The organism is Neobacillus sp. (genome assembly GCF_031988165.1).
GTDB classification, from domain to species: Bacteria; Bacillota; Bacilli; order Bacillales; family Cytobacillaceae; genus Neobacillus; species Neobacillus rhizosphaerae.
Window position 1 is genome coordinate 14,989 of the sequence record NZ_DALZYO010000019.1, and the last position, 25,740, is coordinate 40,728.

At 37.9% G+C, this 25,740-nt stretch carries 24 protein-coding genes; 20 read left to right on the top strand and 4 right to left on the bottom strand.

Annotation, left to right across the window (positions count from 1 at the left end):
- The first annotated feature begins 71 nt into the window (after window positions 1–71).
- The 5 genes from RTR43_RS12965 (at window position 72) to RTR43_RS12985 (ending at window position 3,868) form a co-directional block, all read left to right on the top strand.
- On the top strand, window positions 72–494 hold the full coding sequence (locus tag RTR43_RS12965; protein ID WP_312472470.1) for a hypothetical protein: 423 nt from the start codon (window positions 72–74) through the stop codon (window positions 492–494).
- Between the two features lie 135 nt (window positions 495–629).
- Window positions 630–2,027, top strand: a complete 1,398-nt coding sequence (gene rlmD / locus RTR43_RS12970; RefSeq protein ID WP_312472471.1) for a 23S rRNA (uracil(1939)-C(5))-methyltransferase RlmD — start codon at window positions 630–632, stop codon at window positions 2,025–2,027.
- A gap of 157 nt (window positions 2,028–2,184) precedes the next feature.
- Window positions 2,185–2,646, top strand: a complete 462-nt coding sequence (locus tag RTR43_RS12975) for a hypothetical protein (RefSeq protein ID WP_312472472.1) — start codon at window positions 2,185–2,187, stop codon at window positions 2,644–2,646.
- Between the two features lie 169 nt (window positions 2,647–2,815).
- Window positions 2,816–3,505, top strand: a complete 690-nt coding sequence (locus RTR43_RS12980) for a hypothetical protein (protein ID WP_312472474.1) — start codon at window positions 2,816–2,818, stop codon at window positions 3,503–3,505.
- Window positions 3,506–3,580: 75 nt separating this feature from the next.
- The gene (locus RTR43_RS12985) at window positions 3,581–3,868 is read left to right on the top strand and encodes a DUF4314 domain-containing protein (protein ID WP_312472476.1); all 288 of its coding nucleotides are present in this window, start codon (window positions 3,581–3,583) and stop codon (window positions 3,866–3,868) included.
- Window positions 3,869–4,125: 257 nt separating this feature from the next.
- Here the strand turns inward: RTR43_RS12985 and pdxR are convergent, their stop codons facing one another.
- Complete coding sequence (pdxR, locus tag RTR43_RS12990) at window positions 4,126–5,547, bottom strand: MocR-like pyridoxine biosynthesis transcription factor PdxR (protein WP_312472477.1); 1,422 nt, start codon at window positions 5,545–5,547, stop codon at window positions 4,126–4,128.
- Between the two features lie 126 nt (window positions 5,548–5,673).
- Here pdxR and RTR43_RS12995 point away from each other — a divergent pair, with 126 nt between their 5' ends.
- From RTR43_RS12995 to RTR43_RS13015, 5 genes are all read left to right on the top strand, one after another.
- On the top strand, window positions 5,674–6,540 hold the full coding sequence (locus RTR43_RS12995) for a PhzF family phenazine biosynthesis protein (protein ID WP_312472478.1): 867 nt from the start codon (window positions 5,674–5,676) through the stop codon (window positions 6,538–6,540).
- Window positions 6,541–6,574: 34 nt separating this feature from the next.
- Window positions 6,575–7,621, top strand: a complete 1,047-nt coding sequence (locus RTR43_RS13000; protein ID WP_312472480.1) for an ornithine cyclodeaminase family protein — start codon at window positions 6,575–6,577, stop codon at window positions 7,619–7,621.
- Between the two features lie 31 nt (window positions 7,622–7,652).
- Complete coding sequence (locus RTR43_RS13005) at window positions 7,653–8,522, top strand: PhzF family phenazine biosynthesis protein (RefSeq protein WP_312472481.1); 870 nt, start codon at window positions 7,653–7,655, stop codon at window positions 8,520–8,522.
- Between the two features lie 606 nt (window positions 8,523–9,128).
- Window positions 9,129–10,937, top strand: coding sequence for a sigma-54-dependent Fis family transcriptional regulator (locus tag RTR43_RS13010; RefSeq protein WP_312472482.1), 1,809 nt, complete (start codon window positions 9,129–9,131; stop codon window positions 10,935–10,937).
- 276 nt (window positions 10,938–11,213) lie between these two features.
- A complete protein-coding gene (locus RTR43_RS13015) occupies window positions 11,214–12,263 on the top strand; it encodes a 2,3-butanediol dehydrogenase (protein WP_312472484.1) in 1,050 nt (349 codons plus the stop codon).
- Window positions 12,264–12,497: 234 nt separating this feature from the next.
- On the opposite strand, the gene RTR43_RS13020 is transcribed toward RTR43_RS13015, so the two are convergent.
- Complete coding sequence (locus tag RTR43_RS13020; protein ID WP_312472485.1) at window positions 12,498–12,995, bottom strand: cytochrome c biogenesis protein CcdC; 498 nt, start codon at window positions 12,993–12,995, stop codon at window positions 12,498–12,500.
- Window positions 12,996–13,217: 222 nt separating this feature from the next.
- On the opposite strand from RTR43_RS13020, the gene RTR43_RS13025 reads away from it, so the two are divergent.
- From RTR43_RS13025 to RTR43_RS13040, 4 genes are all read left to right on the top strand, one after another.
- Window positions 13,218–14,342 carry a sensor histidine kinase gene (locus RTR43_RS13025; protein WP_312472487.1) on the top strand — a complete coding sequence of 375 codons (1,125 nt, stop codon included), beginning with the start codon at window positions 13,218–13,220 and terminating at the stop codon, window positions 14,340–14,342.
- A gap of 33 nt (window positions 14,343–14,375) precedes the next feature.
- Complete coding sequence (locus RTR43_RS13030; RefSeq protein ID WP_312472488.1) at window positions 14,376–15,032, top strand: response regulator transcription factor; 657 nt, start codon at window positions 14,376–14,378, stop codon at window positions 15,030–15,032.
- 403 nt (window positions 15,033–15,435) lie between these two features.
- Window positions 15,436–16,983 carry a malate:quinone oxidoreductase gene (locus tag RTR43_RS13035; RefSeq protein ID WP_312472489.1) on the top strand — a complete coding sequence of 516 codons (1,548 nt, stop codon included), beginning with the start codon at window positions 15,436–15,438 and terminating at the stop codon, window positions 16,981–16,983.
- Between the two features lie 377 nt (window positions 16,984–17,360).
- On the top strand, window positions 17,361–17,723 hold the full coding sequence (locus RTR43_RS13040) for a hypothetical protein (RefSeq protein ID WP_312472490.1): 363 nt from the start codon (window positions 17,361–17,363) through the stop codon (window positions 17,721–17,723).
- A 217-nt stretch (window positions 17,724–17,940) separates the two neighbouring features.
- Here the strand turns inward: RTR43_RS13040 and RTR43_RS13045 are convergent, their stop codons facing one another.
- Window positions 17,941–18,804 (bottom strand): TetR/AcrR family transcriptional regulator, encoded by an 864-nt coding sequence (locus RTR43_RS13045; protein WP_312472491.1) that lies wholly within the window; start codon window positions 18,802–18,804, stop codon window positions 17,941–17,943.
- Between the two features lie 467 nt (window positions 18,805–19,271).
- Here RTR43_RS13045 and RTR43_RS13050 point away from each other — a divergent pair, with 467 nt between their 5' ends.
- The 6 genes from RTR43_RS13050 to RTR43_RS13075 all read left to right on the top strand — a co-directional run bounded on the left by RTR43_RS13050 (window position 19,272) and on the right by RTR43_RS13075 (window position 24,007).
- Window positions 19,272–20,087: an MBL fold metallo-hydrolase gene (locus RTR43_RS13050; RefSeq protein WP_312472492.1), complete on the top strand. Its 816-nt coding sequence runs from the start codon at window positions 19,272–19,274 to the stop codon at window positions 20,085–20,087.
- A gap of 84 nt (window positions 20,088–20,171) precedes the next feature.
- On the top strand, window positions 20,172–20,552 hold the full coding sequence (locus RTR43_RS13055; protein ID WP_312472493.1) for a RidA family protein: 381 nt from the start codon (window positions 20,172–20,174) through the stop codon (window positions 20,550–20,552).
- 155 nt (window positions 20,553–20,707) lie between these two features.
- Window positions 20,708–20,938 carry a hypothetical protein gene (locus tag RTR43_RS13060; RefSeq protein WP_312472494.1) on the top strand — a complete coding sequence of 77 codons (231 nt, stop codon included), beginning with the start codon at window positions 20,708–20,710 and terminating at the stop codon, window positions 20,936–20,938.
- Window positions 20,939–21,159: 221 nt separating this feature from the next.
- Complete coding sequence (locus RTR43_RS13065; RefSeq protein WP_312472495.1) at window positions 21,160–22,347, top strand: NAD(P)/FAD-dependent oxidoreductase; 1,188 nt, start codon at window positions 21,160–21,162, stop codon at window positions 22,345–22,347.
- Between the two features lie 260 nt (window positions 22,348–22,607).
- On the top strand, window positions 22,608–23,519 hold the full coding sequence (locus RTR43_RS13070) for a Gfo/Idh/MocA family protein (RefSeq protein ID WP_312472496.1): 912 nt from the start codon (window positions 22,608–22,610) through the stop codon (window positions 23,517–23,519).
- A gap of 164 nt (window positions 23,520–23,683) precedes the next feature.
- Window positions 23,684–24,007 carry a nitrous oxide-stimulated promoter family protein gene (locus tag RTR43_RS13075; RefSeq protein ID WP_312472497.1) on the top strand — a complete coding sequence of 108 codons (324 nt, stop codon included), beginning with the start codon at window positions 23,684–23,686 and terminating at the stop codon, window positions 24,005–24,007.
- A gap of 139 nt (window positions 24,008–24,146) precedes the next feature.
- Here the strand turns inward: RTR43_RS13075 and RTR43_RS13080 are convergent, their stop codons facing one another.
- The gene (locus RTR43_RS13080) at window positions 24,147–25,637 is read right to left on the bottom strand and encodes a peptide MFS transporter (protein WP_312472498.1); all 1,491 of its coding nucleotides are present in this window, start codon (window positions 25,635–25,637) and stop codon (window positions 24,147–24,149) included.
- Window positions 25,638–25,740: the final 103 nt, after the last annotated feature.

Genomic DNA, 25,740 nt, shown 5'->3' on the forward strand with positions numbered 1-25,740 from the left:
ATGATATTTTTAGGGAAGAGACAATACGTCCATTGGTATTGTCTCTTTGGTCTGAAATAGGAGGATGAATAATGATTAAAAACAGAAAAATGATCTTACCTTATTTGCTGATTTCAATCCTTCAATTTTCGGGAATTATTTTAGCGATGGTCTTAGAGGATTTATCATCTAAAAAAATGGGAGTTGCCAGATATTTAGTATTTAAAAAGCAGGAGTTTACCTCTTCGTTTTTTACGCCCTTTTTGATTCAAATCTATACCATCCTTTTTGTTATCGGGGCCATTATTTGTCTACTCCTTCTGATTACAAAGGGGAAAAACTGGGGCATGATCCTTTCCCTATTAGTTGCTGTGGCGGCTAATATAATTGGAATAATATTTATTCAATTCCAAATGGAACTACAGGCCTATCACTTTTTTGTAATCGGTATGATTATCGTTATTGTAGTTCAGTATGGTTGGCTATTGTTTAATCGTTTTTTTCAAAAAAACTAGACACATCCAAGAAAAAGTAATTTCAGACTAGCCGAATTCGACCGGAATTCGGCTTTTCATTGTGAATCATGCTATAATACGGGGATAATAAAAACGGAACTCAAGAGCTTTATGAAAAATTTGGAGTGAACAAAGATGAAAATGGAACAAGGGATCAAAATTCAGCTAAATCAGACATTTCCACTAACGATAAAAAGACTTGGCATAAATGGGGAAGGTGTCGGCTATTTTAAAAAGCAGGTGGTCTTTGTGCCAGGAGCCCTGCCAGGTGAAGAGGTTGTCGTTGAGGCGACAAAAATCAATCCTAAATTTGCAGAAGCAAAAATTAAAAAAATTCGTATTAAATCTCCACATCGTGTCCAGCCGCTCTGCCCGGTTTATGATCAATGCGGTGGATGTCAGCTTCAGCATATGCAATACGACCAGCAGCTTAAAGAGAAAAGGGATATTGTCATCCAGTCCCTTGAACGTCATACGAAGCTTGCAATCGACAAATTGGATATCCGTGAAACGATAGGTATGGAGGATCCATGGGGCTACCGTAATAAAAGCAGTTTTCAAGTTCGTCAAAAAGATAATAAGGTCTTGGCTGGTCTATATGGACTTAATTCGCATCAATTGATTGATATCGACCAATGTGCTGTCCAGCATGCACAGACAAATGAAGCGACCGCAACAGTGAAACAGATTTTAGAGGATTTGAAAATTCCTATTTATAATGAGAAATCAAGAAAGGGAATTGTCCGAACCATCGTCACACGTGTAGGAGTTCAAACTGGGGAACTACAGATTGTATTAATTACAGCACAAAAAGAGTTGCCAAAAAAAGATGTTATTTTACAGGAAATCCAAAAAAGCCTGCAGAATGTGAAATCAGTCGTCCAAAATATAAATGGGCAAAAAACATCGCTTATTTTTGGAGAAGAAACGGTGCCGCTCGCCGGAGAAGAATTTATCCAAGAAACTTTAGGGGATCTACAATTCGAGCTGTCAGCTAGAACTTTCTTCCAATTAAATCCTAGTCAAACGATAAAGCTCTATAATGAAGTGAAAAAAGCAGCGGGTCTTACGGGGAAAGAAAAAGTGGTCGATGCTTATTGTGGCGTGGGTACAATCGGATTATGGCTTGCCGACCAGGCAGCTGAAATTCGTGGTATGGACATCCTCCCGGAATCGATTGATGATGCGAAGAAAAACGCTAAGCGTCACGGATTCACCAATACCAAATACGTACCGGGAAAAGCAGAGGAAGTACTGCCAAAATGGTTCAAAAAAGGCTGGAAGCCAGATGTCGTCGTAGTGGATCCACCAAGAACGGGCCTTGATGGCCAGTTGATTCAAACTATTTTACAAGTCCAACCAGAGAAACTGATTTACGTCTCTTGCAACCCTTCGACCTTGGCTAAAGATATTCATACTTTGAGTTCAAAATATGATGTTAAATACATTCAGCCGGTTGACATGTTCCCGCAGACGGCGCACGTAGAAGCGATAATTCTGATGACGAAATGTGGTTCTGACACTAAAAAGTAGGGTTTGACCACAAGATGTTGTAGTTTGAGACCGATTTGGGTCAAAAAACGGGGCTAAAAATGACGTTTTTTGACCCCGAAAAAAGGGCAAAAATATAGATGACATCTTTGATTTGCCATAAAAAAGAGTGCTTTAGTGACTTTGTCGGAGGATGTTGATGAAGGATATTACTAGATTGGTTAATGAATTTCGAGATGCTTTGGATTTAGCAAGGGACTCAGGTGAATTTGATAAGGACATTTCATTTTACAATTTCCCTCGCGGATGTTGTGGTGATGCGAGTGATTTGTTAGCGCAGTTTTTGTTGGAACATGGTATCAGAACATATTATGTCTGTGGTTCGTATTATGATGATTCATCTGAAAATTCTCAGTCTCATGCATGGTTATTGACTGGTAACCAAATTATTATAGATATCACTGGCAATCAGTTTAGAGATAATCCAGTTTTTCTGAATTATGATAAACCTGTCTATGTCGGAATAGAAGATGACTTTCATAGATTATTTGAAGTGGAAGATAGGGATATTCATGAAAATAATGGATTAGATTCATTGGGTAGCATGTGCCAGCCGAGATTAAACGAGTTGTATCGGAAGATTATTAAATATATTTCGTAAGCTAGCATGCATTTATTAGAGATGTGAGATCTGATCAATTTGGACTATTGTTTGTCCAACCACTGAATTAAATAATTTTAGAATTAAACGGCAAGTTTTTAGGTCAACAGTAATGACCTACGGACTTGTCTTTTTTTATGCCCAAAATCAGAAAGAGAGGAAGACGAGGATGTCGAAATTTTTTATGTATGGCTCAGAACTTCAAGAACTTGAACAGTTAATGATGCTTGTGCCGAATTTTTTACCAAGAAGAAGTGGGGTGATTGTTGTGCAGAGAATTAGAAATGCTGAAGGATCTAAAGGATTTGAAAGAGACTATGAACGCATCACAGAGTATTGTAAATCAATTGCATCCAGTGGAGTCACAAATCAAATTGTTGGTGGCGACATTACTTATGAAGAGATTGTCACCAGCAGCTTCGAGAAATGTGAATCTCATCATTTGAATGTACGGCTTGGGGATTTAATCAGGAACCACGATGGAGAACTCTTCTTAAGTCCCAAACATCGTTCCAGATTCCAAACGGTCTGCCGGATTCAAAATGAAGGAATTGAAAATCGAAACCCAGCCTATCTGGCTACATTATTTTTACTGACTGCAGATGATAACTTGTGGTGTGCTGCAAAGGATCACATCTACTTGGACAGCGTTGATTTCAAGAAGATGCATCTAAACGGCATCAACACCGATGGCTATGCTATTTATCAAATGTCGAAAACGATTCAACTTGCCAAGGAGTACATCAAGCTGAATGAGATTTCGGATAAGCATTTGATCGGGGAGCAAGCCTTCAAAGGGATTATCAATTCCATATTGATTGCAAAATACGGAGCGGCAATGCTTCAAGCAAACTGCTGATAAGAGTTACCTTTCTATAAAATTAGATTGGGTAGCTCTTTTTTTATGCCATGAAAAAGAAATGGAGGTATTGAAATGAAAAGTTTTCTTTCACAGAAGCAAGTTGAAAAAATCAAAGAGCAGTATCCAGTTGGAACAAGAATCGAGCTAATCCATATGGAGGATCCCTATGGACCGATTGAACCGGGGATGCAGGGAACCGTTGAAAGTGTGGATGACGCTGGTACCTTGCATATGCGTTGGGACAATGGTAGGACGCTCGGCATAGTTCTTGGTGAAGATCAGTTCAAAGTGATTCCCGAATCCCAAGAAGAGGTCGTGGATAATGATCAAAAACAAACTATGGGAGGAATGGGAATGTAGGAGAAGGTAGAACAAATGGGAGTGAATGAATTGAATAATAGAAGACATCGGTGTGCGGAATTCAATCCGTACATTTTTTATGTCTTGAATCCGTTTAAGGCCGGTTGACTTGCTGCTAAGCGCAGTGAATCTTCCGGCCTTAATAATAAGTAAGTGGAATGATTTTAGCCACTGTATGTTGTGATTACATGCAGTGGCTTTCTTATAGAGAACAAATCTACTGGGTTTTGTCATTTTTCTAATCACTCTTGGTCATACTACTTAAACCATACATTACTGAGTAAATGAATGGCCTCATCAAACTCGCTAACATCCATACCACCAAAACCAAGTAAAATCAATGGATACTCTCCAGAAGGATTTCCTAACCAATATTGAGTTGTAGGGTATACTCGAATTCCGGCTCGTTTTGCATTTTCAATAAGGTTTTCCTCGGTATTGTGAGTTTTGACTCGTAAGAGAATGTGGAGGCCGGCTTTATTTCCAATAATCTCTACACGATCATTCATATGCTTTCGAATTGCTTCAGTTAGGATGACGAATTTTTTTGAATAGATATTTTTCATTTTACGAATGTGTTTTTCCCAGGCACCTTCTGCTATAAAATACTCTATGGCTTTCTGCTCAATAATCGGAACAGTTTGTTCAAGAGAAGCGAATAATTCTTGATATTTTACGAATAAAGCTGGTGGTAACACTAAAAAGCTTGTTCTTACAGAAGGAAGCAAAGAACTTGAAAAATTATATAAGTAGATCACCCGTCCATTCTCATCATGGCTTTGAAGACTGGGGATCGGATTCCCAATATAACTGAATTCACCCTCATAATCATTTTCAATAATGATGCCGTCATTTTCATCAGCCCATTTTAAGAGTTCTAACCTTCTTGAAATGGGCATGATCATTCCGGAAGGAAATTGATGAGAAGGCGTTACCAAAGTCAAACGAACGGAGCTGTCTCTTAATTGATGAAGATTGATTCCGGCTGAGTCTAAGGCTATGGGCACCATCTCATAGCCATTTGTACGGAAAATAGTTCTAGCTCCAATGTACCCTGGATCCTCTATAGCAACAGAATGATGCACACATTTCAATAATTTGCAGATCAAGTCGAGAGACATTTGCGTTCCAGAGGTTAGGATGATTTGTTCAGGAGTACATTTAACGCCTCTTGCATTTCTAATATAGGATGCGATTTCCTGTCGAAGTGATGATTCTCCTTGCCGATGACCATAGCTCAGTCCGGTAGATTTTGAACTGGCGAGCCACTGAGTAACAGCTTTTTTCCAGACAGAATATGGAAAGTTAGTTTGATCAATTTGCCCGTATCTGAAGTCATATAGAAGGGCAGAATGATCATCGTTTTTGTTCGATTCAGCAGATGTTAATAAGGTACTATTGACTTCGTGAGGTGTAAATAGATGTGTTCGCATATCCTCCGATACATAATATCCGCTCTTTTCTTTGCTGACTAGATAGCCTTCGGCGAGTAATTGTCCATAAGCTGTATCAACGGTATTGCGGCTTATTCCAAGGTGAGCACATAGGTTTCTAGTGGAGGGGAGCTTAGTTCCAGCAGCAAGATACCCATTAGAAATCTCTGTTTTGATATATTGGTAGAGTTGCTGATATTTTGTTGTAGTATTTTCTAAGTCAAATTGAAACGTAAATTCATACATAACATACTTCCTTCTGGCACCATTATTATTTTGAAATTTGGCACTTTATATGAGCACAGATTCTTGATATATTATTAAGTATAACAGTACTCAGGGTAAAATCAAATGTGTTTTAGGAGGAATAGTATGCGTGTAAAAGTGTTTACAATGAACTCATTTGCAAAGACACAAGGTGGCGGAAACCCAGCCGCAATTATCTTGGATGCAGATAATCTTTCAGATAATCAGATGCAGAAGTTAGCTGAGAAAATAGGTTTTTCAGAAACAGCCTTCATTACAAAATCGGAGTGTGCAGATTATAAAGTTCGGTTCTTTACTCCGGTTAAAGAGGTGGACCTTTGCGGACATGCGACTGTTGGAGCATTTTACCTGATGGCTGAACGTGGGATGCTTGTTCCAGGCGTTTATAGTCAAGAAACACGGGCGGGAGTCTTAAACGTGGAAGTTATGGATGATCATCTGATTATGATGGATCAAGCTATTCCCTGCTTTTATGAAGTCATTGATAAAGCAGAAATCGCAGACTCACTAAACTTAACGATTGAAGATCTTACAGATGATCTTTATCCTCAAATTGTTTCAACGGGTATGCGTGATATTATGGTGCCGATACGAAGCTTGGAAATTCTAAATAGAACGGTGCCGGATATGATGAAAGTGGCTGAGGTGAGCAGAAAATACAATACAATAGGGTATCATCTTTTCACACTTGAAACGCTTGGAGGAACGGCTCATTGCAGAAATTTGGCGCCACTCTATGGTATTCCAGAAGAGTCTGCCTGCGGGACCGCAAACGGTGCTTTAAGCTCATATCTAGCACATCATGGCAAACTCAGCACGGATCAAGCAAAAAACATAGTGATGGAGCAGGGGTATACTATGAATATGCCTTCAGAGATACTGGCTTCATTAAAACTTGTTGGTGGAGAAATCACTAGAGTTCGAGTAGGTGGGAAGGCGATTGATATTAAGGAAATTGAGGTTGAGTTATAATTGTCATATGAGATTGTAGAAAGGTGGTATGGATATGAGGTCTATGAGAATATTGAATGACGAAGTCGTAAAAAGTATTTTGGATATCAAAAGTACGGTTGAATGCGTTGAAAAGGCATACTCTCTAAAAGCAAAACAGCAAGCTAGGCTTTTTAGCATGATATCAGAGGAAATCATTGAGGGAAAAGCTGAAATGGACATCAAGTCTGGAATGTTAGATGGGGACAACGTCTTTGGACTGAAGCTTGTTTCATGGTTTGGTGACAACACAAAGCAAGGTTTGCCGGCAATTACTGGACTTACCATGATTTTCGATCTGGTTCACGGATTTCCTAAAGGCGTTCTAAATGCCAGTTACATGACTGGAATGCGTACAGGAGCGGCTGGGGCGCTTGGCATCAAATATCTGGCTAGATCAAATTCCAGTGTGTTGAGTGTGGTTGGAACAGGTAGAATGGCTATCTTTCAAATTGCTGCAACCTTGTCAGTGATGCCCGGCATCAAAAAAGTTCATATTTATGATCCTTTGAACTATGAGAACGCTAAAAAGTTTCAAGACGGAATAAAAAAAGAATTAGGAAAGATCATCAATGATCTGAATGATCAAGATAATCAACTATGGCTCAGGCGAATCGACGAAGTACTATTTGTTGCTACAGATGATCCACAGAAGATGTTGATGGATAGCGATGCAGTCATAACCATCACGCCATCTAGAACGCCACTATTGAAAAAAGCATGGATTAAGCCTGGAACGCACCTTAGCTGTATAGGAGCTGATGTAGCGGGGAAACAGGAAATTGATGAAAACATATTTAAGGAAGCAGTTGTCTGTGTAGATGACCGTCAACAAGCAGTAACAGTTGGTGAAACTCAGTGTGCTTTCAGAGCAAATATAATTGAATCTAGTGACTTAATTGAAATTGGTCATTTGATTATTGGCGAATCTGAGGGCCGTAGATCCGATCAGGATATCACAATTTTCGATAGTACGGGCATTTCGTTACAAGATCTGGCTGTTTCGAATGGATTGATTTTAAAAGCAGAAGAATTGAATTTAGGCGAGTTAGTTCAAATATAGAATTTTATTGTGTTTGAGGAGGATATAAAGCATGAATATAAAAGTATTTCTGGTGAATTCATTTGCGAAGACTGCTGAAGGTGGAAATGCAGCAGGTGTTGTCATTGATGCAGATGGTTTTCAAGCTGATGACATGAAAAAAATTGCAAAAATCTTAGGACACAGCGAAACCGCTTTTGTAAGTAAATCTGAAGTGGCTGATTTCAAAGTACGGTTCTTTACTCCTGAAGAGGAGGTGGACCTTTGTGGACATGCGACCATTGCCACTTTCCATACGCTGGTAGAGCAGGGACGTATTCATCCAGGCATGTATACTCAAGAAACAAAGGCTGGTGTGCTTCAAGTGGAGGTGCATGATGACCATTTGATCATGATGAACCAAAATACACCACAGTTCCTCGATTTAGTAAGCAAAGAAGAAGTAGCGGATTCTTTGAACATTAGTTTGAACGAAATGGTTGATGCACTGCCAACTCAAGTAGTGTCTACTGGGTTAAGGGATATTATGGTGCCAATTAAGAATCTTGAATCGTTAAATGCCATCAAACCTGACTTTGATAAGGTTGCAGAGGTCAGTCGCAAGTATAACACCATAGGCTATCATCTCTTTGCCCTAGAGACCTTGGGTGAAGCACATGCACATACTAGAAATCTTGCACCTTTGTATGGTATTCCGGAAGAGTCTGCGACTGGCACTTCTAATGGTGCTTTGGCGAGCTATTTGTTTGAGTACAGAGAAATAAACAGAAACGAAGCGTCTCATTTGGTTATCGAGCAAGGCTATTCAATGAAGAAACCTTCGGAAATCATTGTAGAGCTGGAGACTAAAGAAAAAAGCATTAATGGTGTAAAAGTAGGTGGAAAGGCCATTTCATTTACAGAAGTTGATGTGGAAATATAAATACTGTATTTGATTAAGATGAATCTTTGCTGAACCTTTGTTATAATTAAATCCTCACGATTTTCGTGGGGATTTTCACTTCGCTCAGTTTCCTTTGTTTGAGTTAATAATTGATATCCGAATGTAAAAGTAAAATGGAATTATCATAATGGAATAATTGTTTAGAATAAAGCTCTCAAACCACAACAAGTTTGAAAGTTTTATTGCGCACAATTTTTACTTACTGGTAAAGTTGTAGCAGCACTACGGTATGCCGAACAAAGATGGTGCCTTTTTGATCTTCTAAGAGTGGAGTTCGGGTTTAAAAAAAACGGATCTCAGTAATCCGTTTTCGAGAAAAATACCCCTCCGCCAAGGAACCAGTGGGTCTTCACGACATCATTTTTGTCTACTCAAGGCACGTCGAGTGCTGTTCACTTTTAATAAGGAAAGATTGAATAGGGATGTAGCTGTGAGTAAAGAGCCTTTCTAGATGGAGAGGCTTCTTGAATTTTTTGTGAAATTCCCCGTTCTCAGTGACGGGTACTTATTTAATCTTAAATACTAGAACTAGTAGTAAATTAGTAAACACGATAATAGCGTGATCCTTTAGGAGGTATTCTTTGAATGATAAGTGCGGGGGTGTCAAAGCAAACTTGGAAGAGTTTTGTACAAGAAGGTTCTATAGATGAACGTATATTGTCCAATGAAATTATCCAGTCTTGGCAATTTTGCAGACAACATAAAGTAAATCCTTTTGATGGAGTTGCCGCTAAAATCTTAGATAAAGAAGACTTTGAAAACAAAATTAGAGAGAATCAACTATTGATAAATTTGACGAAACAGACTCTTCCACAACTACAAAAATTTTTAAAAGGTTGGCGTTATGTAACCATTCTAACGGATTCTGATGGATGTATTTTGTATAGAACAGGCGAAAATTCCATTGTGAAAGCAGCAGAACATATTTCCTTTAAAGAGGGAGTAACATGGATTGAGGAAGAAGTAGGTACAAATGCGATTGGGTTGGTAAAAAGATTGAAAAAACCGATTAACATTAATGGCTATGGGCATTATGCAAGAGCGTCTCAATCTTGGAACTGCTTTGCCGCTCCTATTATCGATCAAAATCAAGAACTGATAGGTGTGCTTAATATTTCTAGCATGTATCCTCCTAGTAATGTTCATTATATATTATCGTCTGTGCAGTTAGCTGCTGAATCCATTTCATTAGCTTGGAAAAAGAAAGTACAAGAAGATATTGAATGGTTATTAAGAAATGAGGATAACACGGAATCTCCTTCTATTGTATGTACAAGAGATAAAACCATTTGTTCTGTTTCACATCAACTTATTCCTAATTATCAAAGGTTGATCGGACTTTCCCTTGCAGAAGTGGAAAAAGAAGATCTAAAACTATCAAAAACACTTATTCCAATCATAAATGATAATAGAATAATTGGATACCGTATTCCAATCATGAATGAAAAAGAACAAACCACAACTTTCATATTTAGTGGAGTCAAAGGAATAAGTAAAAAATATCACCATGTGTTAGGAGAAGTGGAAAAGGTGGCTCCTACAGAAGCTCCTGTTCATATCCTTGGTGAAACAGGTACGGGAAAAGAATTATTAGCAGAGGCCATACATCATAATAGTCATCGTTCAGCAGGCCCTTTTATTAAGTTGAATTGTGCTGCTATTCCTGAACAGTTGTTAGAAAGTGAACTTTTTGGCTATGAACCAGGTGCCTTTACAGGAGCTAATAAAAAAGGCTACAAAGGTAAATTTGAACAAGCAGACGGTGGTACTCTGTTTCTTGATGAAATTGGCGATATTTCTCCTTCGATGCAAAAAGCCTTATTGAGAGTTCTGCAGCAAAAAGAATTAACGCATATAGGCGGTAGAGATGTCAGGAAGGTAAATGTCCGTCTCATTACTGCGGCGAATATCGATATAAGAGATTTAGTGAAACAAGGAAAAATGAGAGAAGACTTTTTTTATCGAATTTATGTGTATCCTGTTACCATTCCTCCATTACGAGAAAGAAAAGAAGATATAAAAAGTTTAATAGAAGCTTTTTTTCAGAAAGAACATTGGCTTCCACGCTGGAGGAAAAGGTTAATTGGTATTTTTACGAAGGGCCAATGGCATGGGAATGTCCGTGAATTACAAAATTCACTTGAACGATGCAAAATAATGTATGAATATAAAGTCCCTACAGATGATGAATTGTTCGAGTTGACATTAACCTTGGAAGCAAAATCATTAAATAATACTTATACAGAAGCGAATAATTTTAGAGCAGAATTAGAAACCAAACAGATTAAAGAAGCACTCATCAAATATAATGGGCATGTATCCAATGCAGCAAAGGAATTAAATATATCTAGAGCAACTTTATATCGAAAAATGAAAAAATATGATTTGCATTAATAAATATAGAATCAGATTGATTCCATCATTGCAATTGATCTTATTTGTTTTGCGGGCGATTTTTTTAGATTAACGACGAGTGATGAGACAAAAATGAGTAAATATGAGACAAAATGAAACAATTTGAGAATAGTTGTTTCATTTTTTTGTGTGTTTAAAAAGAAATGAATCATAAACACTGTGATTATAGTATTTATGAAATTGGCACGAAACTTGCATTTAATAATTGAGTAGTAAAAAAGTTATGTTTTAACTAAAGAATTGGGGATGAATTAAATGAAAGCATTGAGATGGTATAACCAAAAAGATTTAAGACTAGACAATATTGATGAACCTATAGCAAGAAAAGGTGAAGTAAAAATTAAAGTGGAGTGGTGTGGAATTTGTGGAAGTGATTTACATGAATATACTGCTGGCCCCATTTTTATACCGGCTGAAACACCACATCCATTAACTGGTAAGAAAGCTCCAATTGTTATGGGACATGAGTTTTCTGGACAAGTTATTGAAGTCGGCGAAGGTGTAACAAAGGTTCAAGTTGGTGACCGAGTTGCAGTTGAACCAATCTATTCTTGTGGTGAATGTGCTGCTTGTAAACAAGGAAAATATAATCTTTGCGAAAAAATGGGATTTTATGGCCTTGCTGGAGGTGGGGGGGGATTTTCTGAATTCACTTCTGTACCAGAACATATGATTCACAAGCTTCCAGAAACTGTATCTTATGAACAAGGTGCACTTGTTGAGCCCTCCGCTGTTGCTCTTCATGCCGTTAAACAAAGTAAACTAAAAGTCGGCGATGAAGTAGCTGTTTTTGGAACTGGACCTATCGGTTTATTAGTTATTGAAGCTTTAAAAGCAGCGGGTGCAGCGAAAATCTATGCAGTTGAATTATCTGAACAACGAAGACAAAAAGCAGAAGAACTAGGAGCTATCGCAATTGACCCGAATGACGGTGATGTTGTTGAACAAATTCAAAAGCTAACAAATGGGGGAGTAGATGTTGCTTTTGAAGTTACAGGAGTACCACCAGTATTAAAACAGGCTATTAACTCAACAAAGTTTAACGGTGAAACAATGATTGTTAGTATTTTCGAAAAAGAAGCTCCAATACACCCACAAAATTTAGTGTTGAAAGAGCGTACATTAACAGGTATTATCGGATACCGAGATGTATTCCCAGCTGTCATTAGTTTAATGGCACAAGGATACTTCCCTGCAGATAAACTAGTAACGAAACGCATCACTCTTGATGAAGTAATCGACGAAGGTTTCGAAGGTCTACTAAAAGAAAGAAATCATATAAAAATCTTAGTAAAAGCTGAATAATTAATAAACTAAGTGTCTTATATAGAAAAAGACCTGGAATTGCAGACGAATTGGAGAAAATTAAATAATAAAAAATATGTAACCCTTCAAACTGTTTAGTATGGAGGGTTACAATGAAAGAATTCATCCTAACAGACCCTTCAATTAATGAGATCAGGAAAACCAAAATATATTTTATTACAAGATAAACATGGTGAAAATCCTGTTAATGTTAGGATTTTAAAAAATAAGAATTTACGCTTTAATTGGTAATAGGTCTTTACAAAGAGACTGTGACTGTTTTACCTTTCTAAATTTAACAAAGGAAACAATTCTCCAAGGTACCACATAGCTAAAAGCAACTGTAAAGAAAAGCATCATTAAACTTGCTGGATCCATGCCTGAAAAATACTGTCTTGCTGCGATTCGAATCACCAAAACTGCCATCAATGCGATAAAAAAGGTTTTATTTTTTTTTGAATAAATCTGTCCGTCCTGACGAATTTCATAGTTAGTAGTCAACACAAGAGGAACTGACAGCAATACCCCAATCAAAGATGCAAAGCCAATTTCCCAAAATTTTAATGGCAATTGAATTTTTGAAAATACAGAAATCGCTGGAAGTAAATAGAGTATAGGGAGCAATATTTTGATCCCCGATCCTCGAATCGGACGAACCATCGCCCTAGTACGTCTCCAAAATACCAATCCTACAATCATAACCATTATTCCATACATGGCTAATCCGCTCATTTTTCATTCTCCTTTTTCTGTTAGTTTATTATAAAGTCGTTCATGTCTCGTTTTTCGATTGCACCTTGATTGTAACCGCCTTTATCAGGCGATAAATAGTCACCTTCGTCAACAATTGCTATGTTACTTTAGTCACTATGACAGAGTTGACTTTGGTTCCTAGTCTTTACCTAAAGGACATAGTATACTGTCTTTAATTATATGGATTTGGAGGTGATACATATGCTCAACAGCAAGTCTATGAAAATGGCTTTGGCCTTAAAAGCAGTGCTTGTTTCTATTATTATGTATGAAATTGTAACGGACCATAGGCTTTCTGCAGGAATGAAAGCTGTTTGTATAGTTGGCATTGTGCTGATGCAAGTGAATGATGTGATTAGATCTCGCTATCGATTATCGGAATGTCACCGGCTCCTGTTTATTGTCTCGATGGTTATCAATATTGCAGCAATCGGCATTTATATGGAGCTATTTAACAGTGTGGCGACCAGCATTTATTTTACTTTTCCTCTCGTAGAGATTTTTCTGATAGGTCGGAAAATCCAAACCGGAATTGTGGTCTTTCATTTCTTTGTCTATTTGGCTGCGGTGTATGTTTCAAAAACGAATGTTCAAAATGCGGTAATTTCCTATTTGGCAACATTGTTATTGGTCTATTTGTTTCGGGGAATCAGTTTGGAGAGAGAAAAAGGCCAACTGTTAAATGCCGAATTGGCAGAGGCGCATGCCGAACTGAAAAAAGTCACGATCGTGAAGGAGAGAACGAGAATCGCACAGGAAATGCACGATTCCATTGGGCACTCACTTATTGCTCTACGTATGCACCTGGAATTTGCTGAAAACATGATGGAAGCCGATCCACAAAGAGCAGGAGAAGCACTCGCAAAAGCCCACAACTTCTCGCAAAAATCAATTAAGGAGCTTCGGAAGGCTGTTGCCGTTTTAAAAGATAAATCGATAAGCAGTCAAATTGAACTTGAGGAATTACTACAAGATATGATAGAGAGCTTGCAAAAATCAGGAAACTTAAAGTTCACTCTGAATTTTGATAAAGAGGTAGAGTCTTGTGAACAGAATATAAGAAATAGTATATATAATTCAGTGCGTGAAGCGGTAACCAATGGATTAAAACACGGTAAAGCCCAACAGTTCCGGATAGACATCGCCAAAAGCAGCGAAAGCATACGAGTCATAGTGGAAGACAACGGCCAAGGTTGCGGTCAAATCAAGAAATCTCATGGTCTAGAGGGGATCGAAGAACGGATGAGTTTATTAAATGGTAAAGTGAGTTTCTCGTCAGAAAAAGGACGCGGATTTAAACTGTTGGCCGAAATACCTGTTTTATAGATAACAAATTCCATAAAGATGGAGAGGATATACATGACAGAGATTATAATTGTCGACGACCAAGCGATGGTAAGAGAAGGTCTGAGAATGATTTTGAGCATGTATGAAGAAATTGATATTGTCGGGGAAGCGGCAAACGGGGAAGAATTGCTCGTGTTATTGCAGAAGATGCTCCCTGAAGTTATTCTTATGGATATTCGGATGCCGGTTATGAATGGCATAGATGCGTTAAAAGTCGTGAAGGAAACCTATCCGACGGTAAAAGTCATCATTTTGACGACCTTTAATGAAGATGAGTATATATTCAACGGGCTAAAGCATGGAGCGGATGGCTATATTCTCAAAGACTCCAATTCCAAGGAGATCATCAAAGCAATCAATGCGGCGTGTGAAGGTAATATGCTCCTTCACTCACAAGTGAGCTCAAAAATCTCCAGAGTTCTTCAATCCATGGAACAGACATCATTTAATGAAAACAGCATCAAAGTAAAGTTGGGTGATCATTTGACACCGAGGGAAATCGAAGTGGTGGAGCTGCTTATGGAAGGGAAAAGCAATAAACAAATAGCTAGTAGCTTGTTTTTAACGGAGGGTACGGTTAAAAACTATATTTCTCGAATTCTTGACAAGCTTGAGCTCAACAACCGCACTGAGCTGGTGTTATATTTGCAGAGTAAGCATAAGACGTAGAAAATCGATAAAAATAATAACAGAAAGCAGAAGCCAATTGAGGTTTCTGCTTTTTTAGTGTTTGGGTTTAAATATAAGGAACCTCACCACAGGTAACGGCGAACATTAGAGGGTGTCGGTTCACAGGTAACGGTAAACCAAAGCCTTTACCCTTGCAAGAAACTATGTTAAGGCCTGGGTTTTTTGGTATTCATAGGTAGGACTTCTCACTTTTTTACCAGCAATAAATAGTTTATCATTATTATAATAGTAGATATTTTAATCTATTAATCATTATAATAGTATATATAGTAATTATTGAGACAGAAAAGGTGTGTTCCTAGGTGCCGCCTTACTTTTTTTGTAACACCTAAGCAGGAGCGCCTACTCTTTTTTGCCAATATAGGAGATAAGGAAGGTTATTATGAGCAACTTACAGAATAAAACAGACGTTATCTTAATTGGTGCTGGAGTCATGAGCGCGACTTTGGGATCATTACTGAAAGAGTTAGCACCGAAATGGGAAATCAAAGTGTTTGAGAAACTCGCAAACGCAGGAGAAGAAAGCTCTAACGAATGGAATAATGCGGGTACGGGCCATTCTGCACTGTGCGAGCTTAACTATACATCCGAAAAATCTGACGGATCTATAGATATTAGCAAAGCTATAAAAATTAATGAACAGTTTCAGCTTTCAAGACAGTTTTGGTCTTATCTTGTAAACAGCAATCTGATTGGTAATCCGCAAGATTTTATCATGTCAATACCTCATATGAGTTTAGTACAAGGGGATAAAGATGTAACGTTTTTGAAAAAACGTTTTGAAGCGCTGTCAAACAATCCCCTGTTTCAAGGGATGGAATTTTCCGATGACCCTGAAAAACTGAAGGAATGGATTCCGCTTATCATAGAAGGCCGTACATCGAATGAACCGATAGCGGCAACAAAAATCGACTCTGGAACGGATGTCAACTTTGGTGCTTTAACACGCATGTTGTTTGACCACCTAAAGAGTCAAAACGTCGAGATCAACTACAAGCATAGTGTGAAGGATATTAAACGTACTGAGGGCGGCTTGTGGGAAGTGAAAGTGCAGAAAATTGATAGCGGTAACATCGAATACCATACTGCAAAATTTGTCTTTATTGGCGGTGGGGGAGGAAGTTTGCCTTTACTACAAAAAACCGGTATTCCTGAGTCAAAACATATTGGAGGATTTCCGGTAAGCGGACTATTTATGGTATGTAATAATCAGGAAGTTGTAGCGCAGCATCATGCAAAAGTATACGGTAAAGCCAAGGTTGGTGCTCCGCCAATGTCTGTTCCGCATCTTGATACAAGATATATCGACAACAAAAAGACATTGCTGTTTGGCCCGTTTGCCGGCTTCTCACCAAAGTTCTTAAAAACTGGTTCGAATTTGGATTTGATAGGTTCCGTAAAACCAAATAATGTCATCACTATGTTGGCAGCAGGGGTAAAAGAAATGGCATTAACAAAATACCTAATCCAGCAAGTGTTGTTATCAAATGAACAACGCCTAGAAGAGTTAAAAGAGTTTATTCCGGACGCGAAACTCGAAGATTGGGATATCGTGACAGCGGGTCAACGTGTGCAAGTGATCAAAGATACGGAGGCCGGCGGTAAAGGAACACTTCAATTTGGTACGGAAGTTATTAGTGCTGCTGATGGATCGATTGCTGCATTGCTCGGCGCTTCACCTGGTGCTTCTACTGCCGTTCACGTTATGTTGGAAGTATTAGAAAAATGCTTCCCACAACATTTTGAAGAGTGGGAATCGAAAATAATAGAAATTATTCCTTCTTATGGTATGTCACTAGTGGATAACCCAGAGCTTTTCCAAGAAATTCATACTTCAACAGCAGAGATGCTTGGTCTTAGTGAAAAAGAACGGGTCTATTCAACAGCGCAGACGCTTAGTCAAAAAGAAAAAGAACAGGTCTATAGTTAATTATTTGGATGTTGAAACAAAGGTATTGAATTAAAAGTTAATGTAACTTTTTTCGTCAATGGACAATCGTTTCTATGATGAAGAGATTGAAAAAGGCAATGATTAAAAAAAACAGAGATAAAATAAGGAATTGAGTAAATAATAGAATTTCATTGGATATAAAACATAGAACCTTTAATCTATCTTTGGATTGAAGGTTCTTTTTTTTATATTCGTAGTTAGAGTTTAGTACATAGATTTAACATAGGTGTTTTACATCGAAAAAAGTGGTCTATTTACAGTCCTTAAAAAAACGCAGAATTTGTCGAAATTAGTAGTTTTTTGTATTATAGTAACATTGTCGCATTAAATGAACTCGCTACTGGAGGATAAAAGTCATGGGGAAATTGTATAAGATTAATTTAGATGCAGAGAATGGCATTTTGTTTGTAAAAGCGAGTGGCATCTTTAAAGAGGAAGATGCAAAAGTATACATAAGCGAGTTTCAAACAACTGTAAATACTATTAATCCTTCAATCTATAAATTAATTCTTGATGTAAGTGAACAAGAGGCGGTGGATACACATGTATTTGATGATATAAGATTTGTGTTAAGGTTATATTCATCTGCAAAGTTTAAAAAGATTGTGGTCATCAATCCAACCTCTGTAGTTTCAAAAATGCAAATTGATCATTGTGCAAAGGAAATTAAATTTACCGCAGTTTTTGTGGATTCCGTTGTAGAAGCGTACAGTTTATGAAACTGTTAGTGTTACCAAAGAAGAGCGTTTTGACGTAGGATGTGTGACACAACTCATATTAAAAAAAGGCAACTAACCCATTATTTTTAGGACGTTGCCTTATTATGATTCATGAATTGAATATTCGAAGCATATTTATATGAATTATGTTATACAGCCTAAAGGTGTCGTTATTGCCTAACTGGTGGAGGCACTTCGGAGTTAGTTAAGTTCTTGATTAATCAGTTATTTCCATTTGAGTAAAATAAGCTTCAATCAGTTGTTCCAACTTTTGGATATCTTCTTTTTCAGAAAATACCTGATCTGATTTCAATGATAAAAGAGCACTTTCAACTAGATATTTGCGTGGATTTTTAGAGTCCAATAATTCTTCCTGTATAAAATCTAGCAAATTGGCGTATTTTAAATGATCATGATTCAGGATCTTTTTTACTGCTAATATAGTTTGGTAAAGATTCTGTTGAAAAGCTTGGTCTTTTTTCTTGCAATTAGGTAACCAACTGTCTAATTGTTCAGGATCAATTAAGCGGTCCCCTGTTTCAGTCACTTCGTCAACGATTTTGACCAAACGCTCAACGCTGTAGCGAATCACTCGGTTGACACTGGAACCTGATTCATTGGCCATATAATTATATTTAAGGTTATTTTGCAGAATCCCCATAAACATAATCGCACAATCTAACAAAAAGGCTTTCTTACTATTGCCGAAAATGTCGATGAAACGTTCGTAAAGCCAGCGAATCCAGTTCAGGTGACCTTGTTTTATGTAATCTAGAAGATCTACATCATTCGATACCATCACTTCATCGAAAAGGGCAATTAACTTGTTTCTTTTATTCATCTTCATTTGCAATTCAATTTGCGCAATAAAAATGTCAATATCTGAGGGATCTTGACCTATCAGCAGGTCATTCCGATCCTTTTCAAGCTTCTGATAAATTGATTTGAAAATAGCTAGTAATAACTCGGTTTTAGATGAAAAATAATTATAAAATGTTCCTTTCGAAATCCCGCTATAATCTAAAATTTCCTGAATTGATGTGGCTTGAAACCCCTTATCCATAAATAATTGGTGTGCCATCTTAATGACATTTTGCTTCCGGTCAATCATATAATCACCTTATTTTTAAATTATACTACCTGTATAAGGGTATAGTAGCCTATTTTCGTGAATATTACAAATCCAGTATTTTCATAGATATTTTTTAAAATAAATATTTGAACTGATGGTATAGGATGTGGTTTTGTGATAGGTGGCTACTGATCCAATGAATATGAAGTTAGGAAACTGCCAGCTGCTTCCATGGCTGAATTGAAGCAGCAAACTTATTTTAATAGAAGGTAACTAACTGGCGTTGCCATTTTCTATTTCCTGAAAAGGGCTTAGGCAGATTCTATTAATCTTAGGATTGACTAGGAACCATTAGAAATGATTGATTATTCATTCATTTTACTATACATTTATTTGAAGAGTTGCGAAAATTCAAAAAAATAAAGGATTGAAGTAATTGCATTTGTAAAACGGTGAAAGGGGTGTAATCGAAATCCATGATTCATTTGCATATGACTGAAGATGTTATTTGTGTTGAGGGGAATGTTGTAAGGTCTGGCCTGAAAGTAGGTACGGTTTATTCTTTTTTGGTAGATGGGATGTTAATCGATACAGGACCACAAGCTCTTGAAGATGATTTTATTTCTTTTTATAAGAATAATTCGTTTGACTTGGTTACATTAACACATAGTCATGAGGACCATAGCGGAAATGCTCCATGGATACAAGCAAACAGAAATGTTCCCATTTATGTTCATCCAGAGGGAATAGATATTTGTACAAAGTCTAGTCCGTATCCTAAGTATCGGCAGATTACCTGGGGAGTGCGCAAAGAATTCCAAGCCATGCCGCTTGGAGATATGATTCAATCTCGAAGACAAGATTGGACTGTGATTTATACGCCCGGCCATGCCGATGACCATGTCTCTTTACTTCATGAAGACACAGGTAGGCTATTTTCCGGTGATTTGTTTGTTTCTACGAAGACAAAGTTAATCATGGAAAGTGAATCGATTCCAGTTATTATGGAGTCTATTCGAACCCTGCTCTCTTACGATTTTGAGTCGATGTTTTGCTGTCATGCTGGGTACATACAGAATGGAAAAGGGATGATGAAGCAAAAGTTGGATTACCTTGACAATCTTTACGGGGAAGTGAAAAATCTGCACAAAGAAGGACTCACAATTGCCGAAATCAATCAAAAGCTTTTTCCGAAAAAGTACCCAATTATTGCTTTTTCCGGAGGGGAATGGGACTCCTTGCATATCATTTCTTCCATTATTACCTTTATAGAAAAAACGCACGTTAAATAAATTGACTCTGAATTAAGAGGTGTGTCAGGAACACTGCCCTTAGATATAAAATAGATAGTGTAGAAATTAAAAGGGGGATTTATAATGGCAAGAAACGCTTATGATGCAAAGGGAATTAAAGCTGCTGGGCCATATTCACATGCAGTAGATGCTGGAAAATTAGTTTATTTATCTGGTCAAACACCGATTAACGGTGCTTCAGGGGAAATAATGAAAGGTGATATTAAAGCGCAAACGCAGCAATGTTTTGCTAATTTATTTGAAGTATTGGAGTCAGCAAACCTTAACCCTGATGATGTTGTTAAGGTAAATGTATATCTAACAGATATGAATAATTTTTCTACGATGAATGAAGTATATGAAACCCAATTTTCTAAACAATTTCCTGCCAGGACGACAGTGGCAGTTTTGGCACTTCCACTTGGCGCAGAGGTAGAAATCGAAATGATTGCCAAAAGACCATAAAATTAAATGGTATCTTCAGCAGCCTCCATGGTTAACAGGGAGGCTGCTGTACTGAAACTCTTAATTAGAAGTTTTTTTTTCGCTAATTAATTCAAGTCCTGGGGATATCCTTGACTGGACTGGAGAACCATAAGGGAAAAAAGGTGGTCTTACCGATGGATTTTGATGTGTTTAACGGAAAGCAGAAAGAAGAAAAGGAAAACCTTGAAGAAATTCTTGAAAGTTCGATTGAAATTGAAGAAGACTTAATGCGTACATATCTGATAACCGCAGAACGGATTCACGATGATGATGAACTGAAGAAACGTCTCGAAAACTTTGCCGAAGGAAATGCTAAACGAACGAAACAATTGATAGATGAGATGAATGAAAATAAAGAGAAGTAGATGGAAGCTGTGTGGATTCAGGTGATCCCGCAGCTTTTTATGTTTAGGAACTGAAGGTTTTAAACCTATTTGAGCATATCGGCATTACTATGTAAGGATAGGTGGTGAGTGAAATTTGACACTTTTGTAAATCTTCTTAATATCTGCCCTTTATCTATTGTTTAATGGATTCTTCTTGCCTATAATAAAGATAACAATGATTGTGAAGGAGTGAGCAAACTATGGAGCTTGATAAAAAGAAAGTAGTTATCTTAGGCGGTGGATATGCGGGATTAATGACAGCCGTGACCTTACAGAAGAAGGTTCATCCTTCCCGAGTCGAAATCTTTTTGGTCAACAACCATGATTATCACTACATTACTACCAAGGTTCATGAGGCAGGAGCGGGAACGATTAGCCATGAATCGATTTTATTACCTATCACTGAATTAATCGATGCCGAGAGAGTAACATTCATACAGGATGAAGTAAAAAAGCTGGATTTAGAACGGAAAAGGGTCGAGTGTAAAAATCAGTCATTAAAATTTGATTATGTTGTTGCGGCCATTGGTGGTACTCCCAAAACCTTTAATATTTCTGGATTAAAGGAACATGGCTTCTTTTTGTTCGATTGGGAAGGGACTTACCGATTACGAAAGCATATTGAAGAACAATTCCAGCAATATAGTCAAAATCCTATTGGCGAGTTGAATTTGGTTATTGGTGGAACAGGGTTTACTGGAATGGAATTTATCCATGAACTTAAGAACAGCATCCCTGCGCTTTGCGAGCAGTATACAGTGAACCCGGATAACGTACACATGATTGTCGTTGAGCCTAACCAAGAAATTTTACATGGTTATCCTGATCTAATAGTGGCAGACGCGGTAAATTCATTGAATAAAATGTCCTGCGAATTTATCATTGGCGTTCCGGTAACAAAAGTTGAGAAGGATAAGGTTATTTTACAGGACGGCAGGGAAATTCCAACAACGACTATAATCTGGGCAGGTGGAATCAAGGGGAATCCGTTATTTGAGGGATTCGGCTTTGAATTGATGGATGGACGAGTGAAGCTTAACGAATATTGTGAAGTACCAGGCGTCCAAGATGTCTATGTATTAGGGGACGCCTCGGTAAGTTTCAATGATAAGGGAGAGCCCTACCCGCCAACAGCGCAGATCGCCATTCAACAAGGACAGTATTGTGCCTATAATATTGCGATGAAAATATATGCACAACCTGTAAAGCCATTTCACTATATTTATAGAGGCACCGTCATGTCATTAGGAAAAGGGAAAGCATCGGGGATCGTGTATGACCATCACATCAACGGCCGGTTCGCCGCCTTTATGAAATGGGTAATTGAGATGCGCTATTATTTCATGTTAGGCGGAATTCCATTAGTCAGGAAACAGTGGAAACACTGAAATATACCCTACTTTTAAAAATTCGAAAAAGAGAGCAAAAGCCGAAGTAGAAGGGTTCTACGTAGGTATTCGCCCGAAAAAAGAGAGCAAAAGCCGAAGTGAAGGATCCTACGACTACGCCTCTGTCTTCGCTTAATAGGACTCGCCAATCGGCGAGTTTTCTTTATTTATAAAATAGTGATTTAATTATTGTTTCAACATGGTACAAGGGTATAAGGTAAGAGAGGATAGTATTTGGGACAGAAACTGGGGGTTATTTAATGATAAAAATTGGAGTCATCGGGCTTGGCGATATTGCGCAAAAGGCCTATCTGCCGGTCTATAGTACTATGAAGGATGTTGAATTTCATTTTTATACAAGAAATCAAGAAAAGCTAAGATCTATTGGCGCGAAATATCGTTTTGACCTTCTTCATGCTGATCTTGAGTCATTGGTCAGCAGCGGCATTGTTGGTGCTTTCGTCCATTCTTCGACATCTTCCCATGAGGAAATTGTTCAGTGGCTGCTTATCCGCGGTATTCATGTGTTTGTCGATAAGCCCATCACAGACCATTATAAGGGAGCGAAAAGGCTTGTAGAGCTTGCGGATGAGAAAGGTCTAATTCTCATGACCGGTTTTAATCGCAGATACGCACCTTCCTACCGAAAACTGAAGGAAGTCGCCAAGCCAAATATGGTTATCGTCCAGAAAAACCGCAAAGGTCTTCCGGGCGATCCAAGAACCTTTATTTTTGATGATTTCATTCATGTAGTCGATACGATGAGATATTTATTTCCGCACCCGATTGAGAAACTCCTCGTGAACGGGCGGATGGAAGGAGATACACTTTATCACGTTGTCATTCAGTTTATCGCTCAAGATGCGACAGCCATCGGGATCATGAATCGAGATAATGGGACGAACGAAGAAGTTGTCCAAGTCATGGGCCCTTTGGAGAAAAGAACCGTTTCTAATGTCTCGCAGCTGTTGATATCAAAAGATATGGAAAATATCGAGGTCAGGAGTGGTGACTGGGAACCAACCTTATTGAAACGTGGCTTTGAGCAAATGGTCGGGGATTTCATTCAAGCTGTTCACACTAATTCCTTGCCAATGATTTCAGCTAGGGACGCGCTGGAGACACATGAAATATGTGAAAAGATCATCATGAAATTAGCTGAAAAGCACTAACCATGTCTTTAGGCATTCAAGGAAACATACCTTTGAATATAGGATGGGATTATTAGTTATTTGTCGGGAATTTGTTAAGATTCCTCCGTAACAAGGTAGAATCTTATGCTATGGTCAAATTAGGTAATTAGTTGTTTCAATCCAGTTTAAGGGGAGTTATTACCATGAAAAAACTACCTAAAGAACCGAACAATGGTCCGAATATTCAAAAGGAAAGAGAAATTGTCAACGAAATGATTCGGTTATATTGTCGAAAGAAGCATCATCATGATGAGCTTTGCAAGGAATGCCAGGATTTAAAGGATTATGCTTTTTTGCGCCTTTCTCTTTGTCGGTTTGGTGATGAAAAAAGTGCCTGCTCCAACTGCAAAGTTCATTGCTATAAACCAATTTATCGTCAAAAGATGAAGACTGTTATGCGCCATACTGGACCATGGATGCTATTGTATCATCCGGTTTACTCTGTTAAACATCTGTTAAATAGGTGAAGGCAAGGAGGAGATTTGCTCCGGCTGAGAAAAAAACGATCAAAAGAGGTCCTAAAAACTTATAGAGGTCAGTTAATTTGTTGATATGAAAAAAGGTGCCGTGCCTCCTGAATGGAGGCAGACACCCTGAATAATTTTCTTAACGAACACCTTTCATGAAGCCCTGAATTTTCGGTGCAAACATGAAAAGAATAATACCGAGTAAGATTGAAACTCCACCGATGACACCAAAGTAGATCATTTCGGTATCAGGTGAATAAAATCTAACGATTTGGGCATTGAGTGCTTGTGCCGCAGCATTGGATAAGAACCATAAGCTCATCGTTTGTGCTGAGAAGGCTGCAGGTGCTAACTTAGTAGTAGCTGATAATCCTACAGGCGATAAGCATAATTCACCAAATACACAAATTAAATAACTTAGGACAAGCCATAAAGGATTTACCAAAGCATCTGAACCGCCAAGGTAAGCTGGCAGTAGAATTACTAGGAATGATACCCCTGAGAAAAGCAGGGCGAACGAAAATTTTTGCGGGATCGTTGGTTGACGTTTTCCTAACTTTACCCACATCCAGGCAAAAATCGGGGCAAATATAACAATAAATAATGGGTTTAATGATTGAAACCAAGCAGGCGAAATATGAATTCCTGCAAAATTTAATTGCGTACGTTCATCTGCATAATTGGCAAGTATGCTTGAGCCTTGCTCTTGAATAGACCAAAACATAACCGATGCAATAAATAGCGGAATATAAGCAATGATCCGTGAACGTTCTACAGCTGTTGTTTTAGGGCTGCGGTACATGACAACGAAATAAATAGTAGGAATCAATACACCAAGAATAGTTACAAGATTGATGAATCCTTTAAAGGTTAAAAATCCCATTGGGATTAATACAGCACATATAGCAGCAAGAATTATTGCGATTATGCCAAAAATAGTAAAGATTTTTTTCTTTTCAGATGGTGACATTGGATTTGCTACGGTTGTACCAGCAAGGCCAAGATTTTTCTTTTTTGTAAATTTAAAAACTAATAGTCCAAAAAACATACCGACAGCCGCAATACCAAACCCTAAATGGAAGCTATAATCCATTAGTGAACCAATAATTAGTGGCGAGAGAAATGACCCCAAGTTAATCCCCATAACGAAAATGGTAAAACCAGCATCACGGCGATTATCTTCTTCACTGTACATATCACCGACAATAGATGAAACGTTTGGCTTAAGCAATCCTGTACCAAGGACAATCAATACCATGGATATGAAGAACATGCTTACACTTCCAGGAATAGCTAGAACAATGTGTCCAAACATAATCAATACTCCACCGTAAAACACTGACTTGGAAGTACCGAAAATTCGGTCAGCTAACCAACCGCCAATAATACCGGACATATAAACAAGTGATCCGTAAATGGACATGATGGACAGTGCAAGAGTTTTATCAAGACCCAATCCGCCTTTGGAGACTTCGTAGTACATATAGAATACGAGGATGGCTCTCATTCCATAATAGGAGAAGCGTTCCCAAAACTCCGTAAAGAAAAGTGTAAATAATCCCTTAGGGTGTCCGAAGAACCCTCTCTGAGGCACACTATCCACAATTTTCTGTCTATTCACATTTGACATGTTACAACCTCCTTTTATTATACTATAATAATAAAAGAAGTTTTAGGTTGTCAAAAACAATTTTTAGGAAAATAGACAATAAAGTATTGGAATAGTTGATATA